Genomic DNA, 18368 nt, shown 5'->3' on the forward strand with positions numbered 1-18368 from the left:
GCCCTTCGCTTTTAGGACTGCAGCCAACACTCTACAAGCGCACGGCCGTTGCTCATTTCCTGTGCCGGGTTGACGACCCAGCCTTCGACGCCCTTGCCGGTCGCGTCAACGAACTGATTGAAAAACGGTACGATCAGGCCGCCTTCGTCGCGCATGAGCTCGCCCATGTCGCGATAGATCTTCTTGCGTTTAGCCTGGTCGAGTTCGCCGCGCGCTGCAATGACCATCTTGTCGAAATCCGGGCGCTTAAAGCGGGTGTCGTTCCAATCCGCAGTAGAGAGATAGGCGGTCGAGTACATCTGATCCTGTGTCGGACGACCGGCCCAGAAGGAGAGAGAGAATGGTTGCTTGTTCCAGACTTCGGACCAGTAGCCATCGCCCGGTTCGCGCTTGATCTCGATCTTGATGCCGGCCCTGGCGCAGCTCTGCTGATAGAGCTGGGCGGCGTCCACGGCGCCCGGGAAGGCGACGTCCGAGGTGCGGAGCAAGATCGAGCCGCTGTGGCCAGACTTCTTGTAAGCCGCCGCCGCCTTTTCCGGATCGAACTTTCGTTGCTCGATGTCCTCGGGGAACAGCGGATAAGCGGCGTTGACCGGCATGTCGTTGCCAACCGAGCCGTAGCCGTGCAAAATCTTCTGCAGCATCTCCTCCCGGTCCATAGCGAGTTTCAGCGCCATGCGCAGGTCATTGTTGTCGAAGGGCGCGGTGTCGCAGAACATGTTAAACGGGTAAAAACCGCGACCGGAGGCGGCACGGATGGTGACGCCGGGCTGTCGCTTGACGAGATCCACGATCTTCGGTTCGACGCGGTTGATCATGTTGACCTGGCCGCCCTGCAAAGCCGCTATCCGCGCCGTTGGGTCATTGATTACAATAATTTCGATCTGGTCGGCATGGCCGTACTTGTCGGGCTGCCAGTAATTCGCGAAGCGCTCGCCGCCATGGCGAACACCTGGCTCGTTGTCTGAAACTTTATACGGGCCAGTGCCGATTCCGGCGTCGGGCTTGTCCATGCCGCCATTTGGCTGGATGACAAGGTGATAGTCGGCCATAAGGTAAGGCAGGTCGGCGTTAGGATCTTTCAGTGTCACAACGACGTTGCCACCGTCCACCTTCATGGTGTCGATGCTTTTTAGAATGCCGAGGGCCCCGGACTTCGACTTTTCGTCGCTGTGGCGCTTCAACGTGGCAACGACGTCGTCCGGCGTCACCTCCTTGCCGTCGTGAAACTGGATGCCTTTGCGGATCTTCATGGTCCACGTCTTGGCGTCCATGGAGCCCCCGATCTCCTCGGCGATCAGATATTCGATACCTCCGTCTGGTGCGAGGTCCACAAGCGTTTCACCCCAGCACTTGGAAAACACGAACGGCACCTGGCTGAGATTAATCGCCGGATCGAGGCTGTTGGTGGACTCGCCACCTTGAATGCCTGCCTTGAGCGTGCCGCCCCTGACCGGACCAGCAGCACGTAGCGCGCTGGAAAGCAGCGAGTTTGCAATTGTAGCGGTGACACCGAGGGCAGCAGCGCGGCCAAGAAAATCGCGGCGGCTCAGTTTGCCTGCGGCAACGCGGTGGCTAAGGAAATCGAGTTCGTTGGACACGTAGGTTTCTCCCTTGGATAGTTCGATTTGCCGTGTAGATGTTCCCACTCATTGGACGAGGGCTGGAGGCTCCTCGCTTTGCCTCGTTCGGGCAAATACTTGCATTACCGGCCCTCACCCTCTCCCGAGCGACCATGACGTCGATGGGATGCATGCCGGAGAGAGTTTTTGTTTCCCATCAACCGTGCGCCGTGAAAATGTTGTCGGCAATGCAATCGTTGGCAGAAGATTAATCGATGAATCAGATTACGCCTTGTATGACCTAACATGAAAGCAATGGCCGTGAGGCTGGCTGGCCGTTCGGAGGTCGCATGCAAATCGAACTGCTCGATACATTCCTCGACTTGATCGAGACCCGGAATTTCAACAGGACGGCGGATCGGCTGGGCATCACTCAATCCACTGTTTCGAGCCGCATCCGAGCGTTGGAAGGTCTGCTAGGAAAACAACTCTTCATCCGCAGCAAAAGCGGAACCGAGCCAACTGTGGCGGGCCTTCGACTTGTGGAACATGCGCGAGCCCTACGACTCGGTTGGTTAGACGCGCGACGTGAAATCCAGGGCGTCGGCAAGTTTGAAAATCACATCCGTATTGGCATCCATCCCGACGTGTACCAGCGTGTTCTGCAGGGATGGTTAGAATGGGTGAGAGTGACAATGCCGAAACTGGCGATCTATGTCGAAGTCGACTACTCGAACCAGATGATACAGGATCTCACGACCGGAAGCCTTGACCTCGCGGTGCTATACTCGCCCCAGCATTACCCCGACATGCATTACGAGCAGATCGCACAGGAGCGCTTCGTGATGGTCTCGACACGCGGCGTGTCCTTGAAAGGGGTTGTGCCCTCAGATTACATCCGCGCCCATTACTCTGTTTTATTCGATCGGGCCCATAAGCAGATGCTCCCCGAGCTCGAACATGGTCCCGTCTCCACGGGACACGGCGGCGCAATCGTCTACCTTCTGAAAAACCAAGGCGGGACAGCGTTTGTCACCGAGGCGGTGGCCAAGATGCTAAGCCTAGAGGGCGTGGCAGAACCAGTTGCCGACGCGCCGAGCATCTCGCAGCCGATTTATTCGGCTGTGCATGTACGGAATAAGCATTCCCATACTCACGCACGGTTACTCAAAGGGCTTAAACTTTTGACAGGATAATACTGTCGCGAACCAAGAGCACGTCTTTAGATTGATAAATCGATTGCTATATGACGAGGGGCCTGTGTGATTCAACATCCAGTTTCATGAGCAATCCGGATCGGGCGTTTCAGTATATAGGCCATGGCCTCGCCGAGGTCGGACTTGCCTTCAACGGCACGATCCAGGTCGATGCCTATGCGGCTCCTCCACCGTCACGACCTCGCCTGCCCAGTGGCACTTTATTTCGGCACGTTCGGTCTGTCCGAACACCCGAATGACCACGCGATCGAGCATCATACGGGCGATGGTCTGTCGGTCTCACGATGTAGTGGACCGCGTGTGCAAGACCATGCTCGTGCCATATCTTGACAACCGAAGAGGGCACCTTGTCACTGACAGTTTGCAGCTGCGCGCCTCAATCACGTTCAGGAAACGGATGAAGTCCTGATGCCGTGTCGCTGCATGTTGCGACCGATTACCGAGCCGTCGAGAACATTGACGGCAGCAAACAGGGTACTGGTCGCATGGCGCGACACATCCGATCATTCGAACCGTGAGACGCTTTGAACAACTTGGAGCATCACGTCGAAATACTAGAACCGATCGCGGCGCTCCATGCTCAGGGAGTGCTTAAGCAACAGGCGAGGTTCGCCTTCAATTCGAATCCGTCCCTGGCCGAGCAGTTCCAAATCCTTGCCGCCTGAGTGGTCTCATATCAAAGCTCTCGGCGCTCGCATTCAGCGCTGCAACACCCCCCGGAACTATCCACAGTTTCGTTTGAGATAGGGTGCATAGAAGCCGGCCAAGAGCAGTGGATGATCGGGGGGCAGCGTGGAAAACCCTCCGGCTGCTTGTCGGCAATTTGCTGTCGCACAAAGACAAACTGGTACCGCTATGCTCTCGAACTCCGAGGTGGCATAGTCCCAGGTTAGCTCGACGTCAGGAGAGATTTCCCGGACAGCAATAAAATCGTAAGCTCGGAACCGGTTCGGCACAATCGCTAGATTGGGATCACAAGAATGGTTTACAAAGACAGGCGGCTCCTCGAATAAAGCATGAACATTCCAATCTATCTCAATCGAGTGCGTCGTCCGAGCCTTTTCCAAGCGATTAAGAAGCCCGATCATCACAACCTCGCCGGGCAGGAAACCACGAGCAGCGAAAATCCCACGCCCTCTATCGTCACCTGTATCGCGGACCGTAACGTTGCGAGCATTGATTCGCCTTGCGCAGCCGAGATCGTCAGTCAGGATTGAGACGCCATTCTCTACATGCGGATTTTGCACGATCACTTCCTTCCATGACTAGGCAACCGGAATTTAATTGTTATGAATTCGCTATGTTAGGTACCTTCATCGTTGCAGAGGCGCCCAGAAATTCTACTGCTACGTTGGCGACGGGCATCGAGCTGAAAGATCGTTCCCCGCCGTCTTTGTGCAAAACCATCTAAACCTGACAGGACCTTCCGTGCTCATTCCCCTTACGCTCCATTTGACGGCGAAATCTGAATCGAGTTCGCCGTTCGCAAAGAAAGCGCTCAAAATTCGTGCCAACTCAGTGGATTAATTCCAACGCTTGGTGCACGCGTTTGACTATCTCGTGAATCGGTTGATTGCCGCCTGCAGGTCGACGACGAAGTGGAAGACGCCGTTGCAGTCTCCGTCGCGTGTCAGCTTTGGCGGAGAAGCCCTCACAGCCGCCGAACAATGATGTTGGAACGAAGCGGGAAGTCCATCGGGGATGTCTTGCCAGCCGGGCGCGGCCTTCGGACAGTTGCGTATAGAGGAATGTGCGGCGGGCTTACAAACCGACAAACCCGACAAAGTGTAGGAAGCGTTCGTGGGATTCATGTGTGGACGTATATGGGCCCCGCCGGATTGCAACAGGTCGGCTGGATCAGGATCGTTGGTCACAACTGCTGCCGTATATCCGGCTTCCTAACGCGGCTGCACAACGTCTTCGCCGCGAGCCCCGATAGATTTTCTCGCGCTTCCCCTCATCGACCCTAGACATTGGCCCAAGCCAAGCCGGTCCACACACCAGGTTCGGGAAGCGACGGAGTGACCGTTTCACCATCTCCTACCATTTTGCTGCAATTGCCAGGGTGAGACCTCCTTCTGTTATTCCTTCGTTTGCCGCTTCGCCTCAAGCTGCTTTCACGAGGGTGCGGGCTCGTAGAATGTGCTGCCCGAGAGCATGGCCCACACGATCCTCGCATTTCTTGTTGGCGAGCGCGACAGCCGCGACATTGGGATGCTGCCTTTGCCGCAGCTTACCGAGCCAGAGACTTCGGGGATCGTGCTTGCCGCTGCTTTACCGAGCGCAGCGCGAGCGCCATGGGTCATCAATGTGCGCAGGTAGCGATCGCCGCGTTTGCTGATGCCGAACAGGCGGGCTCGCCCTCCACTGGATCGTTGTTTCGGCACGAGACCGAGACAGGCCGCGAACTGACGGCCGTTCTTGAAGCAGGTTCTATCGCCCACGGCAGCGATCAAGGCGGTTGCCGGTACGGGGCCGATGCCTTCGATCTTTCCAAGCCGCTGGCATTGCTCGCTTGTGCGGAAGATCTCCCGTATCCGCCGGTCATAGGTTGCAATGCGATTATCGAATTCGGCCATTTCCGCCCGCAACTCCCTCATGAGCGACCATGTCACTGAGGCCGTCATCGTTGTTCCCGACGATGACGGCAAGGCCGCGTTGGAGCTGCGAGATGTCACGAGCAATGACAATCCCGTGCTCGGAACGGAGGCCACGAATCTAATTGACGAGAGTCTGACCCGGTCGGCGACCAGACGCCGACGAATGCGATGAACGGCCTGGATTGCCAGCTGATCAGTCGGCTTCGGCCGCACAAAGCGCATTGATGGCCGACCGACCGCCTGGAAGATGGCTTCCGCATCGTTCCGGTCGTTCTCGACTTGACGTATGGTGTCACGAACTGAGGGCTGATCAGCAGTACCTCATGGCCTAGATCGGAAAGCACCCTTGCCCAATAATGCGCTCCGTTCGAGGCTTCCATGCCGACCAGACATCGCGGCAGATTGGCGAAGAAGCGGGCTACCGCATCGCGACGCAGCGTCTTTCGTACAACGACTTTTCTGTGGCTGTCGAAGCCGTGAACCTCGAAGACATACTTCGCAAGATCCAGACCTATTCGAACGATCTGCATGATATCCTCCTTCGTTGCAGTTGGCGTTCGAGATTTCACCGCGCTGGAGGGCGGGGTCCATACCATTGGCCCCCGTTGGGCAAGAAGATTCTGACAATGGCAATACTGAAGCGGTCAGGTTAATTCACGTGTTCGGCCTGTTTTTGTGCGACCTCAGGCCGCTGGCCATGATGGTGTCGGTGGATCTCGATCTTCCGGATTTACGCGCCAGCCCGTCGATCGTTCGGGCGAGGAGGACAGGAACCTGTGGCGCCATCGGCGGGAGCGGCCGATCGCCCTTGTCTAGAGCTTCGATTAGACCACGGACATGGGCCCGGCCCTTCGGTGCGGCGATGTGGGCGGCGGCTCGCAAATTCGCCTCTGCCGGCGTTTTCCAAGGGTCTTTCTCGGTCGAGCATTGGGGCCACTGCCACGGCGGCGAGATGGCGGAAACTGTGGGCGGTGTATCGAGGCGGTGATGAAGCCTGCCAGAACCTCAAGGAGAGCGATACGCCATAAGACTACCAATGTTTTGCGTCTTCGTCAGCCTGACGAGCTTGATGATCCACTGGCGGATGTGCTTTGCAGCCCGGCGCGCAAAATGTGGCGCAGGCGATCGAGATCGAAGCCGAGACATTCTAGCCGAGATGCGGGATCTCAAGCTTGCCGATGGCCGTGACCGAATTGTCTGGCATGGGTACGGCCCGGAGCTCTAGACGGGGATCCGGCCGGCGCCAGTCAGCGGGTAAGGATCCGGGATCGCGGCGCGAATGGCGAGGTTGATCGGATGCGGTTCGCATCATTGATCCTGCCGAAATGGGCGCGTCCGGGCGAAGTCTGGATGCGCTGCTTCCCGTTCTCTACCTGCGCGGTGTTTCGACCGGCGATTTTCAGGAAGAGCTGAGCGCGCTTGTGGGCAAGGACGCGCCGAATTTTTCACGCTCGGTGATCACGCGGCTGGTAGCAGAGTGGAACGCCGACTATGAACGTTGGCAAAAGCGCGATTTCCCGCGCACGTTTCCGCCCGGAGATGCGGATATGCTCCCCACCCGATGCAGGTCGACGAGGCAGCGATCGTTAGTCAGTTTCTGTACGAGGTCACCGATGCCAGCAGGTGCCTGCCTTGATGACTGTCTTGATGACTCGCATCAGGGTCGTCCGTCTCCATGTGCACCCATCTAGCCGGAGGGTTATACACTGGCAAGATTTGCCGCCTTGCGAGGAGCGCACGTGAAGCGGCGTGGCCTGAGAATCGCGACCGATATTGCCGTCGGCGATGGTGCGCTCGGCTTCTGGAAGGTGCCCGACGAGGTCTTTCTGGGCACCAGGTACCATCGTTGCTGGGTGCACAAGAAAGCCAACGTCTTGTGCAAGGTGCCGCTCTCGGTGCAGGCCAACATGAAGACGGATTTGCGCGAGATTTATGGCGCGCCGACACGCTCAGTAGCCGAAACGGCGATCGATGTGTTCGCCGAGAACGACAGCGGGAAGTACAACAAGGCGGGCGGCTGCCTGACGAAGGATCGCGAGACGTTGCTAGCGTCCTACGACCTCTCCGGCGAAAACTGCTGTACGAAAGCGTCTTTTGCCACCGTTCACAAATACACGGTGCGCTCGAAGGGCTCCCCTGTCGTCGAAGACTGCCAAGCTGATGGTCTTGAAGCTCCTCATAGCCGCCGCCAAATCCTGGCTTCGATTGAAGCGACAAAATCAGTTGCTGCTCGCAGGTGCCAGGTTCAAGGACGGGATCGAGGTCATCGAAATGAAGCCGCAAAGCGCCGCTTGATCAACCCCGTCACTACAAAATCCGTCATCGCTCCGGCGGCGATCCCGTCGGCGCTGTGGATGCTCAAGTTGGTGCCTTTCGGGAAGTACTGACGGATGTGTGGCAACGTTTTGATTACCGGCGCTATGGCAAGATGACCCTCTTCATGCGCTATTTGCTTTCGTTCGTTGTACATGCCGACCATGACGCGGTCATCGCACCCTTGGAGAGCTGCGTCTCGAACCATAGCCCAGCGCGTTATCAGCCAATCACCTGCGGCGCACAAGTCTGCATAGATGTCGCGTCTGATGTCCTTGGCCAGAGCATCCAATTCAGTGCCGGCTGCATCGGCATCCTATTGGTTGAGGGCGGTGCTACCGCGGTAGCAGTCCAAGATGACTGCCGGCATCAACAACAATGATCTGACCAGTAATGTTTGACGCTTCCGTCAGGAAGAACAGCGCAGCCTCGGACATCTGTTCCGGTGTGCCTGCCTGGCGGAGAGGCGTACGTTGTACTTCGTCTTCTTTCATTTTGTTGTATTCTATTTCGCCGATGCCGTTTAACATCCAACGGGTTTGTATGAAGCCGGGGCAAATGGTGTTCACCCGAACGGCAGGGCTGAGCCAGCGTGCAAGCATCGCGGTAAGAGTATTTAAGGCGCCCTTCGACAGCACATAGGGTAGTGAGCTGCCGTTGCCGGTAAAAGTGGCATTAGTGGACACATTTACGATTGCGCTGCGTTCTTTGCTTTCTTCCCATAGTCTCTTCATGGCCGGAAACACAGCACGGCTCATCATGAAAGCGCCGGTTGTGTTCACGCGAAATATGCGGTCGAAATCCTCCGGTGTGACGTCTTCAAGGTCGCCGGCTTTTTGGAACTTTGTGGTTGCGGCGTTATTAATAAGGCCGTCGATACGCCCCCATTCGCTCAGAGTCTCGGCGGCCAGTTTGCGGCAATCTGCATCTTGCCCCACGTCGGCCTGCACAACGATGGCTTCAACACCTTGCGCTTTGACTTTGGCATAAGTCTCCTCGGCTTCCTTCTTGCTTCGAGTATAGTTTATCGTGACGTTCCAGCCCCGCGCAGCGAGGTTGATGGCACAAGTCGCTCCCATGCCGGTTGCCGATCCTGTCACAATTGCCACTTTGTTCATGGTGTTTTCCTTTAAATAGTTTACACCGCCCTCACGAAGCTAGCAGGCGCAGATCAGACTAGCTTGTGAGAGGCGATCGGGTGGGTGCTCGTCTGCCCCGACTTTGAGCGTCCCTTGCGTTGAGCTCTTTCAACGCGCCTCCTGCACTAAACGCGCAAGCCGCGGCAGGCGGTGGTCGATCCCTTCACGGCCCATTTATTTGAGCGCCTAACACGATATCCCGGAGTCACCGGCAGCCGGCTTTCCGGTAATGAAGGATCTCGGCAAGAAAAGCTTGGGTTTCCATCCCGATCGTCTGCGCAAGCGATTTTCGGGCGTTTGTGCGAAGCACATCTGGTCAGAAATTCCGTCGGCCTGACGAAGGCGAACAATGTTGATAGTCTTATCCACGGTGCATCGCTGGTCGAATACGCTGCTCTTCTCAAACCGTCATCACCCATCTTCCGCGACAGCTTGGAGGAATGCTCCTCCCACCTTATGCGGTCGCTTTCTGTCCGCTCGACACCGTGACGGGCCTGCCTTGAAGAGATAAAAGGCATCGTTGATCACGAATCCGTCAAGACCAGCGGCCCGGGCATAGGTCAGCAAATCGCTTGCGCGATTGATGAAGCCGGTGCCATTGAAGTTCAGCGATGTGTTGCAGAGAACGCCGACTCCGCTTTTTGCCTTGAACGAGGTAAGCAATTGAAAGAGCCGTCTGTTATGGTTCCGTGAAACTGTCTGGGCCCGCGCTGTGCCGTCAGCATGCGTGACAGCCTCCAACCTGCTATCGAGAACCTTCTGGAAAAGAAGCATGTAGGGCGACGGGCGTGCCAAATCGAAGTGGAGCGCGACATCGTCTTCCAGACAGACCGGCGCGATCGGGCGGAAACTCTCCCGGTTCTTGATGCGGTTTAGCCGCTCATGGGTTGCCTTTGAAAAAGGCGCCGCGAGAATTGAGCGGTTACCGAGCGCCCGTGGCCCTATTTCGCAATTCCCCTGTACCCAGCCGATCACCTTGTCATCGAGCAACGCCGAGGCTACTTGGCCGTAGTCGAGTGGATGGACCTCGAGGCCGGTGAGGTCAATCTGGTCATGTGCGAAAGGCTGGCCGGAATAGACGTTCCATTTGATCTTAGCATTGCCTGTGAAATGCCGCATCGCGTCGACTGCGGTGCCGATCGCCGAGCCAGTATCGTTTGCGCATGGAGGAATGAAAACATCGGAAAAAAGGTTTGTTTCGAGCCATCTGCGGTTCCACTCACAATTCAAACCGCATCCGCCGGAAATCAGCAGCGGGTACCCTTTTGTCAGGTTCTTCTTCGCGAAAGTGTGGAACGAATCGAAGATGGCGTCTGAAACGCGCCTGGCGAGGTTGGTGAACTTCTGATGGGTTACGCCAATGTTGTAGTAGGGGGAATTCCGCAGATCCTCCTTGGCCAAGGGGTACACTTCGCTTGGAAGCACGAAATCGATCAGCGCCTGCTCGTCCTGGTCGGGCGATCCGATCTGCCCATAGGCGCAAAGCGCCATTAGCTTGCCGGCGTCTTCAATACGGTGTCCTTTCGGCAAAGCGAATTTTGGATCGGCGAGCGCATAAAGGAAAGAATATTTGTGGCCAGGATTCGCCATCGCTTTCCCCCGATGTTCAACCTGCAGGTTCTCATCGATTTCATAGAAATCGCCGGACCATCCTTCCCAGATCAGCGCGTAACAGGGCATCCCGCTGGGGAATGGCGACATGCCGTAGGAGCCCCAGAGATGGGAGCGCTCGTGCGTCGAGGAATAGAAATGCACCTTGCGGCCGAAGACGGTCCTCTCGCTGGCAATATCCGATCCCTGAGCTATGCCGTAGTATCCTACCGGGTCGTGGTTGAATCCTATGTGCCACCCACCGACAGCAAACACATCCGGAATGGCATCCAGGCGCCCCGCGGCTTCTAGAATGGTCGTCGGGTTAATAGTCGAATATCTAGCAAAGCTATCCTTCTCAGCCTCGTAAGAGTAGATCAGCTCGGCCGCCGATGTATCCAACGCCGCAATGGCGCCATCATGGCCCGGTTTCAACGATATTATCCGCATCATAGTACTCCATCACGAATGAACGACAGTTCACCATTATATAATCTACGTGTTTACTCGTCTCACCATTATTGCATTTCTGCCATATAAATAAACCTCATTATGTCGTATTCGTACCTCATAAATCAACCGTCGTAGCGATAAGTTTTTCGGCTGTTTGTGAAGAACTGCTGCAAAATAACAAAGCCGTGCTTTATATTTATTTACATGCCCTTTTGCAATCGAGGCGGCGCTGGAGTCAGGAGGGGCGAAGGTGTCGGCCGCCCTGCGCTACATGTTCGAAGGACAAGCGCCCGCGCGGCATGCTTTCTGTCGGGATCATCGCAGCATTTCCAGCCTGGTGAGCCCACCCGGGACGTGGGGCACCGGGAGCACGGAAGTGCGGGCAGGCCGGCTTTAGACCGGGGGCTGAGAGCCCGTTACATGGCCGCCCCTCGCAACTTTCCCGGATGCGCTGCGAGCGCGGATCAGTAGGTGTCGTGTTGCCCGCCAGCTCCCGTCTTTGACGAGCCAGGAAGAAGGGAATAGGGATGCGCATCATCGGACTGGATACTCACCGCGCCTTCGCCGAGGCGGTAGCTTGGGAAGACGGCAGGCTAAGGCGGCTGGGTCGTGTCGACTTGCGGCGCGATCTGTTCGACGCCTTCGCCGCAAAGCTGTCGTCGGACGATGTCGTGGTGATCGACGCCATCGGCAACGCGACGTCCGCTGCAGCTGTGGTTGCGCCGCATGTGAAGAAGGTGGTGATCGCCAACCCGAAACAGGTGGGTATCATTGCCTATGCCAAGATCAAAACGACACGATCGAAGCGGGCGTTCTTGCGCAGCCAGCGGCTTCTTGCCAGAGTCTGGATTGCGGACGAGCCGACGCAGGCGCTGCGCCGGCAGGTCACTCGGCGTAATCAGGTCATCCGGCAGAGATCGCGTTTGAAGAACATCATCCAGTCGATCCTCCATAGCCACCTGTCCGTCTTGTCCGCATGCGGACCTGTGCGGGGCCAAGGGTAGGACCTGGTTGAGTGAACAGGTTGTGCCGGAAGACGCGCGCCTCGCTATCGATCGGAATTTGCGCGAATTTGATCGGGTGGGCGAGGATCTCTAGGTAATCGAGCGCGATCTTGCCCGCTCAGATCTTGAGTATGACAGCGTGAAGCGGCTGATGACCATTCCCGGTGCACACATGACGGTCGCGTTGGCGATGAAGGCCGCGATTGGCGACGTGACCCGCTTCGATGAGCCACAGAAGCTTGTCAGCTACCTCGGTCCGCGCGGCCAGCAGCTTTTGGCTGCAGGCGCGCACCATCGAGGTGGCCATGGCCAGTCGACGATCTCTAGAATGTGAATGTTCACAACCCATTCCGGAGAGATCGACCATGACCAGCCAAAATGTTATACCCGCCGATACGGTGTTGGTGGCGATCGATATCGCCAAGGTGCGCCATGAAGTCTTGATTGAAGCCACCGGCCATAAGCGCCGCCGCCGGCTCTCACACCCGCGCAGAGCATGACCGGCTGATCGGATTCGGCAGGCGTTTGGCCAACCGGTGGTCTGCGGCTTCGAAGCGACCGGGAACTATTACCGGCTTGCTAGCTTCCTCGATGACTGAACATCAATGAAGCTCGACTGTCCGCTGGTATAAGGGTGATATCGTCCGCCGGTACGCTTCCACCCCGCGGAAGAAGAAAGCTGCCAATCCGCAATCGGCCGCCTATATCTCACCGAAGCGACCATCTCGCGCATCCTGCCCTACAGGCGCTCCGACGAGGGATTACGGAGCCGGTTACGGTGAATGCCCGTCAACTACCGGAACACTGGCTGCGCCTAGGGAGCGGCTCCCGGAGAAAAGAAATCGAAGCGCCTGTCGCAGGCTCTTGGTGTGCAGGTGGCCAATCTGGCGCGAGTGCCGTCTGGGGCCTGCGAGAGATAGAGCGCTTCGACACCTGGCCGGTTGAAACGGCCACCGTCGATCGCGGCGCCTGCACCGCTGGTCGGCAGGAAAGCCCATTTGGGCGTCAAATAACGACGCCCCGTTCTAGAGATTACGATAGATGCTAGAACTGCCTCGACCTGACCGTCGGCGACGAACTCGGCTGCGGTGCGGTGGCCATAGTCTGCGATCGGCTCGTTGCGATCACCTTCATTTCTGTGAGCACGATCGAGGGCCGGCTCTCTTCGCTGACCTGGAACTACGCGCAGCCGGCCAGCCGCTGGACCGCAAGGACCGGCATATCGCAACCGTCATGGCCGGCATCCGCAACATCACGCCGCCCCGCCAAGGCAGAAGGTGGCGATCCTGCCCGAAGACCTGATCGCCATGCTGGGAATGCTCGATCGCGGCACGCTGCGCCACCTGCGTCATTCTGCTCCTCGCCAGTCTGCCTCAGCAGATCGATGGAAGCAGAGCGAGCAGCAGAAAGCGCCCGGTCTTCTGGCCGCCGCGCGACCGCGGTCGATCAGGCCACCCAGATTCTGGAAGAGGTTCGGCAGCCGGCGGTCCATCCGGGGCCGCGGGCGGATAGTTCCGCTATATCAGCAACCCGAGGGGACTCGGCTCACTTATCGGCGCAGGAGTTCAGTATCGGCGTCATCGCCTTCACATGTTCATCGATCCTCTCGAGCACTTTCGCTGCGACAACCTCGCGCTCAGGCAGATGCCACCAGTACTCGTTGAGAGTTTGACCGTCTCGACCACTGCCTTCAGGACTGCGGGCTCCGGAAGCCTTGCACGGTTCGCAAATGCTTTCCATCGCGGTGCTGATTACGCCTTGAACGAGCGCTCTCCTTCGAGCGATAGCGCCATGGCGTTTGCGGGAATATATGGCACGGTGGACAGAAGGTCGTAGATTGGTGCAAGCGCCGGCTTGTCGCCGTTGCCGGGACAAATCAAAGACCAGTTCTTCAGGTGCATGTCGCCATGGCCTGTGATTACGGTCAGTGCCAGGCGGCGGACGAACTCGAGAGCGGCCGTAGGCGAGACGGCCACGGCAAGAGCCAAGGCTATGTCGTGATAAGCGGCCCTCATATTTGCGCGAGGGATAGACACCGAAGACCTGAGCGAAATCCGATGTGTATCCTCTCGCCATTGGCGCCCCGATCGAAGCGTTTGACGAGAAGGACCTTGCCCTCCGACAGCGTGGCGAATTCTTCTGGAACGCCCTCAAAATCGGACTTCTCGACCAGTTCGCATTCAGGAACCTCCATGCCGATTGCTGCAGCCAGCGCCAGGTGTTGGCGAATTCGTTCTCGGAAACGCCCGGAAACGCCGTCGAAGGGAACTTGGCGATGTACCGGCCCTGCTCGTCGTTCAGCGGCAAGGTAAGGCCGTCGCCTTTTCCAGTGTTCTTCATGACCGACAGCTTCATCTGCACGCCGGCAAGTGAGAAGCGTGCCTTGGGCTTATTCTTTGAAGACTCCTGCGAAACCGACTATCGCGCCGTCACTGGGCAACGCCCGTACGGCTCCCGGCAGATCGGCGCCCAGTGCCGCTAAAAGATCGAAATCATTGCCTGGCCGCACATTGCCTTCGTGATGCCTTTCCATCGCCTCCCGCAATTTCTCCTCCGGCAGGAGGTTCGCGAAGAAAGCGGGCAAGGCGCTTGCCAGAGGCTTTGGATCTTTCCGCAATCCTCCTGTCGCTGCCCGGAACGACAGGCTGAGAACCGGAAAGCCGCCCGTCGCGCGGTAGGCGTCATCGAAGTTGAACGCATTGAAATCGCCCGGCGTCCTGACGATTGTGCCGATCTTCACTGCATTCAAGAGCACGTCCAGTGACGGGATCGTCTTAGGTGCGCGAAAGACTGGAGCCATGATCGTCATCGTCAGGTTGAGAAACAAAGGCGGGTCGATCGTCATCATCATGCGGACGCAATAGAGCCTGGACAGCCGGCACCATGGCTTGCGGAACCAGCATCATTTCCAGACCGAGCGCGCGAGCGATATTCATGAGCGTCGTCGCACGCGCGGCTGCGGCTCCCTTTTCGATGTCGCGATATCGGGGACGGGATATACCCGCCAAATCGGCGACCTGCTCCTGCGTCATCGCAGCGGCCAACCTCGCCTGCCTGAAAAACCCACCGATTTCCCGTAGAATTTCCGATTGAGAGTCCATAACGCAACCTATACGATCTATTCCAATGTGCGATGGTACGCAAAGGTATCTCATCCAGCGAGTAGTTTCAATGCTTTATGATCTGTTTACGTATCATATGTGAAGAAAATGATATGGAAAGAGATCAATCTTCCTCTCTCTTTAGCCCGCGCGGCAACGTCGTTCCTCCGAGAACTGAACCGCACCGGGTTTTCCGGAGGCCGTTTCGTTGAGTCACGCGGCCATGGCTGGGTCATACAGAATGGCGTAGTAGCGTTCCTCGGCTTCGGCCGGCGGAATGTTGCCGATGGCCTCCAGCAGCCGGCGATTGTTGAACCAATCGACCCAATCGAGCTACCGAACTCGACGGCTTCGAAGTTGCGCGATGGTCCGCGTCGATGGATCACCTCGGCCTTGTAAAGGCCGTTGATCGTCGGCGAGAGCATTGTCGTTGCTGTCGCCGACGCTGCCTACCGAAGGCTCGACGCCGGCCTCCGCCAGGCGCTCGGTGTATCTGATAGAGTCCTATTGGGCGGCCTCTATCGCTGTGATGGATCAGCCTGCCCCCCTGCACGGGCCGCCGATCATGGAGAGCCTGTTCCAGAGCGTCCAGAACGAAGCTGGCATGCGCCGTCCGGCTCACCCGCCAGCCGACGATCCTTCGCGCATAGGTGTCGATGACAAAGGCGACATAGACGGAGCCCGTCCAGGTCGCGACGCAGGTCAAGTCGGAGACCCACAGCATGTTCCGCGCCGGGGCATGGAACTGGCGATTGGCGTGATCGAGAGGGCAAGGTGCGGCCTTGTCGCTCACCGTGGTGCGGATCGGCTTGCCGCGGATGATGCCCTCAAGACCCATGGCCCTCATCAGTGGGGCAACCGTGCAGCGGGCGACGTCGAGCCCTCACGCTGTAACTCCCGCCAGACCTTGCGAACGCCGTAGACGCGGAAGTTGGCCTCGAACACGCGTCGGATCTCATCCTTCAAGGCCAGGGCCTCATCCCGCTTCGCCCGAGCCGACAGCCGGGAAGGATCGATGCGCTTGGCGACATGGTCGTGGTAGCTCGACGGGGCGATCGGCAGCACCTTCCAGATCGGCTCGACCCGATGCGGTTGCCACGTCCGAAGGCACGCCGGCGAGCACGGTTCATACAGCTGCTGTGGCCACCGTCCACCGGCTTTTCTTCGTAATAGGCCTAGTGCATGCGTCGCTGCAGACGGCCAACTGAAAGAACATTCAGCCAATGGCTATTTGACCTCGGCGCCGATGCGCTCGACGGTGGTCCTATGAAAGAGACGGGCTGCTTCAGATGCCGCACAGCCTTCATTTAGCTGAGTCGAGTGATTTCGGAGCGCTGATTGGGTTTGTTTCGGACGGCGTCCACCCTTTCGCCCGCGTTCGCGGGCTGCCTGTAACCGGGGCACCGTGGGCATTTTTAGAATAATCCCGCTAAGGTAATTCGAAGTTGTTTGGATTGACCGGTTAGCTCGGCCTGGAGCGTTCCCGGGTCGGTCAATCTCGTTCCAGAGATAGTCTTTGGTGAATGCGATATGAGCCAAGGAGCGGTGCGACCTGGGAGAGCAATTCGACGGAATATCGATGCCCTGGCCGCGGACATAACCGACAGGGGCTGAGATGACGGTAAGCGCGTAGGCTAGGCCCCGTGTCAGCATCACCAAAGCTGACAACCCTTGGACGGCTCGCAGTGTCGGGGACGACTATGGGGTGGCGACAAGGCGCAGCTTGAGGTGCCCAGACCGGCGCTTGAGAAGGCTCTAACTCAGGCTGGCTAGACCTCCGACCCGACAAGCTAACACAAAGACGCAACGCACCGTTCGAGTAATTGCTGGCAACAAGCCGGCTCCCCAATTAGAGGATTTCCCGGCTTAATTTCCAGCGTCGACTTGACTGCAAAAGACTTTCGCTGGAAGTGTCGACCTAGATTCGGGGGGCTCCATAAAATGGCAAGCAAGGCAAAATCGCGGAAGCGCGTTGGAACTCTAGAAGACCGGTTTATGGACGCCGTTAGAGAATTGTCGGGGGGCGGAAAAGTGAGCGTTAAGAACGCAGCCCTTTTCAATAAACTGGGTTGGATAGAAGAACGTTACACGACAACTAAGGACCGCCTGAGGAAGAATGGACTGATAAGAGGAGGTCCCGGTGGGACTATGTCCCTCCCCCAAAATGCGGCTAGCCCCAGTCCCAAGCCTCTCAAGGCGTTTATCTCCTACTCGCATGCAGATGCGGCTATCAAGGTTGACCTTCTAAAGCACCTTACGCCGCTGAGCCGACTCGGTCTTGTCGAGGCTTGGCACGATGGCGAAATCGAGACTGGCGACAAATGGGCGGACGCCATCAAGGGCAATCTAGAGAGCGCCGACATTATCATCCTCCTGATAAGCGTTGACTTTATCAACTCGCGTTATTGCAACCAGATTGAGCTAACTCACGCGATGGAGAGAGAGGCCAACAACACGACGGTTGTTATTCCAGTGATCGCGAGAAATTGCCTGTGGCAGGAAGAGCTCTTCGGGTCTTTTCAGGCGACCCTCAAGGGTACATCGATCGCAAGTTTCAAGGATCGCGACGAAGCTCTGACTTTGGTCGCGGCAGATATCAAGGAAAAAGCCCTTTCCATGCTTGCCAAAAAGAACGGGGTTGCTCCTTCCTAGATGTGCAATCTGCACAACATCACCACGTCGCAAGAAGCCATACGCCAGTGCACCAGGGCTCTGCGCGACCATCTCAGGCAACCTGAACCGTCCATCGACATCTACCCCAACCAGCCCCCAACCAGCCCGGTCCGGTGGTCCGCAATGCGGCAGACGGGCAACGTCAAGTCGCCAACCTGCGTTGGGGAATGCCGACACCGCTCGAACGGGTCAAGGGCAAGGCCGACTACGGTACGACCAATATCCGCAACCCACAATACGGCCATTGGCAGCAGTATGTTGGGGTTGAGCATCGCTGTGTGGTGCCTGTGACGAGTTTCTCGGAGCCTAGCCCAACACCCGGCATAAGGACCCTGAGACAGGTATTCAGCGGATTGGTTCGCGCTCAATGAGGACCGGCCGCTTTTCTTCTTCGCTGGCCTCTGGACGCCATGGCATGGGGTGCGCAAGGTCAAGGACGGCGCCGGCGATTTCGAGCTTTACGGCTTCATGACGACCGCGCCCAACGCCCCGATCAAGCCGATCCATGCGCCTCTAATGGGCGTTGGGCACCTTGCCGGGAAGTGCTGTGGATAGCCGGAGGCACCTCACGACCGACCGCGCATGACTCGGGGGCAATGGTTGTGTGCGTCAAGTTCTGCAAAATGGGGCAGCCATGATGCTGGTCATGCGGCTTGGCGCAGAGCGAGCTTCTTGTGCTCGCGCAGGTCGTCCATGTTGATGTATCGGTTGGCCTC

The 18368-nt window shown here is 57.7% G+C and carries 12 protein-coding genes and 8 pseudogenes; 8 read left to right on the top strand and 12 right to left on the bottom strand.

Annotated elements, in window-relative coordinates:
* Window positions 1-11: 11 nt before the first annotated feature.
* Window positions 12-1601 (bottom strand): ABC transporter substrate-binding protein, encoded by a 1590-nt coding sequence (locus tag NKI96_RS22935; RefSeq protein ID WP_352806343.1) that lies wholly within the window; start codon window positions 1599-1601, stop codon window positions 12-14.
* A gap of 311 nt (window positions 1602-1912) precedes the next feature.
* Here NKI96_RS22935 and NKI96_RS22940 point away from each other — a divergent pair, with 311 nt between their 5' ends.
* A complete protein-coding gene (locus NKI96_RS22940; protein ID WP_352561659.1) occupies window positions 1913-2758 on the top strand; it encodes a LysR family transcriptional regulator in 846 nt (281 codons plus the stop codon).
* 393 nt (window positions 2759-3151) lie between these two features.
* Here the strand turns inward: NKI96_RS22940 and NKI96_RS22945 are convergent.
* Window positions 3152-3279: pseudogene (locus tag NKI96_RS22945) on the bottom strand (IS630 family transposase); the annotation flags it as partial.
* Between the two features lie 51 nt (window positions 3280-3330).
* Between NKI96_RS22945 and NKI96_RS22950 the strand changes: the two are divergent.
* Window positions 3331-3444 (top strand): annotated as a pseudogene (locus tag NKI96_RS22950) (IS6 family transposase); the annotation flags it as partial.
* Between the two features lie 57 nt (window positions 3445-3501).
* Here the strand turns inward: NKI96_RS22950 and NKI96_RS22955 are convergent.
* From NKI96_RS22955 to NKI96_RS22965, 3 genes and pseudogenes are all read right to left on the bottom strand, one after another.
* Complete coding sequence (locus tag NKI96_RS22955) at window positions 3502-4026, bottom strand: SET domain-containing protein-lysine N-methyltransferase (protein ID WP_352806346.1); 525 nt, start codon at window positions 4024-4026, stop codon at window positions 3502-3504.
* Between the two features lie 309 nt (window positions 4027-4335).
* Window positions 4336-4501 (bottom strand): annotated as a pseudogene (locus NKI96_RS22960) (IS630 family transposase); the annotation flags it as partial.
* A 395-nt stretch (window positions 4502-4896) separates the two neighbouring features.
* Window positions 4897-5601, bottom strand: coding sequence for a transposase (locus NKI96_RS22965; RefSeq protein ID WP_352806349.1), 705 nt, complete (start codon window positions 5599-5601; stop codon window positions 4897-4899).
* Window positions 5602-6366: 765 nt separating this feature from the next.
* On the opposite strand from NKI96_RS22965, the pseudogene NKI96_RS32600 reads away from it, so the two are divergent.
* A pseudogene (locus tag NKI96_RS32600) lies at window positions 6367-7674 on the top strand (transposase).
* Here NKI96_RS32600 and NKI96_RS22980 read toward each other — a convergent pair.
* The 3 genes from NKI96_RS22980 to NKI96_RS22990 form a co-directional block, all read right to left on the bottom strand.
* Window positions 7643-7984, bottom strand: a complete 342-nt coding sequence (locus NKI96_RS22980) for a hypothetical protein (RefSeq protein WP_352561665.1) — start codon at window positions 7982-7984, stop codon at window positions 7643-7645. The pseudogene NKI96_RS32600 and the gene NKI96_RS22980 overlap by 32 nt on opposite strands.
* Before the next feature lie 43 nt (window positions 7985-8027).
* The gene (locus tag NKI96_RS22985) at window positions 8028-8810 is read right to left on the bottom strand and encodes an SDR family NAD(P)-dependent oxidoreductase (RefSeq protein ID WP_352806353.1); all 783 of its coding nucleotides are present in this window, start codon (window positions 8808-8810) and stop codon (window positions 8028-8030) included.
* Between the two features lie 432 nt (window positions 8811-9242).
* Window positions 9243-10856 carry a carbamoyltransferase C-terminal domain-containing protein gene (locus tag NKI96_RS22990; protein WP_352806356.1) on the bottom strand — a complete coding sequence of 538 codons (1614 nt, stop codon included), beginning with the start codon at window positions 10854-10856 and terminating at the stop codon, window positions 9243-9245.
* A gap of 545 nt (window positions 10857-11401) precedes the next feature.
* Between NKI96_RS22990 and NKI96_RS22995 the strand changes: the two genes are divergently transcribed.
* The 3 genes and pseudogenes from NKI96_RS22995 to NKI96_RS32605 form a co-directional block, all read left to right on the top strand.
* A complete protein-coding gene (locus tag NKI96_RS22995; protein WP_352806359.1) occupies window positions 11402-11878 on the top strand; it encodes a hypothetical protein in 477 nt (158 codons plus the stop codon).
* 151 nt (window positions 11879-12029) lie between these two features.
* Window positions 12030-12212 carry a transposase gene (locus tag NKI96_RS23000; protein ID WP_352561673.1) on the top strand — a complete coding sequence of 61 codons (183 nt, stop codon included), beginning with the start codon at window positions 12030-12032 and terminating at the stop codon, window positions 12210-12212.
* Window positions 12213-12243: 31 nt separating this feature from the next.
* Window positions 12244-12453, top strand: a pseudogene (locus NKI96_RS32605) (IS110 family transposase); the annotation flags it as partial.
* A gap of 239 nt (window positions 12454-12692) precedes the next feature.
* On the opposite strand, the gene NKI96_RS32610 reads toward NKI96_RS32605, so the two are convergent.
* Window positions 12693-12887 carry an RES domain-containing protein gene (locus NKI96_RS32610; RefSeq protein ID WP_502900294.1) on the bottom strand — a complete coding sequence of 65 codons (195 nt, stop codon included), beginning with the start codon at window positions 12885-12887 and terminating at the stop codon, window positions 12693-12695.
* Window positions 12888-13013: 126 nt separating this feature from the next.
* Here NKI96_RS32610 and NKI96_RS23015 point away from each other — a divergent pair.
* Window positions 13014-13278: pseudogene (locus NKI96_RS23015) on the top strand (integrase); the annotation flags it as partial.
* Window positions 13279-13423: 145 nt separating this feature from the next.
* On the opposite strand, the pseudogene NKI96_RS23020 reads toward NKI96_RS23015, so the two are convergent.
* The 3 genes and pseudogenes from NKI96_RS23020 to NKI96_RS23030 all read right to left on the bottom strand — a co-directional run.
* Window positions 13424-14678 (bottom strand): annotated as a pseudogene (locus NKI96_RS23020) (type II toxin-antitoxin system HipA family toxin).
* Complete coding sequence (locus tag NKI96_RS23025) at window positions 14653-14979, bottom strand: helix-turn-helix domain-containing protein (RefSeq protein ID WP_023690557.1); 327 nt, start codon at window positions 14977-14979, stop codon at window positions 14653-14655. The pseudogene NKI96_RS23020 and the gene NKI96_RS23025 overlap by 26 nt, the downstream one beginning before the upstream one ends.
* Window positions 14980-15192: 213 nt before the next feature.
* Window positions 15193-16062: pseudogene (locus NKI96_RS23030) on the bottom strand (IS3 family transposase); the annotation flags it as partial.
* 858 nt (window positions 16063-16920) lie between these two features.
* Here NKI96_RS23030 and NKI96_RS23035 point away from each other — a divergent pair.
* Complete coding sequence (locus tag NKI96_RS23035) at window positions 16921-17631, top strand: toll/interleukin-1 receptor domain-containing protein (protein ID WP_023727169.1); 711 nt, start codon at window positions 16921-16923, stop codon at window positions 17629-17631.
* Window positions 17632-18368: the final 737 nt, after the last annotated feature.

The organism is Mesorhizobium sp. M0292, from assembly GCF_040321695.1.
GTDB lineage: Bacteria > Pseudomonadota > Alphaproteobacteria > Rhizobiales > Rhizobiaceae > Mesorhizobium.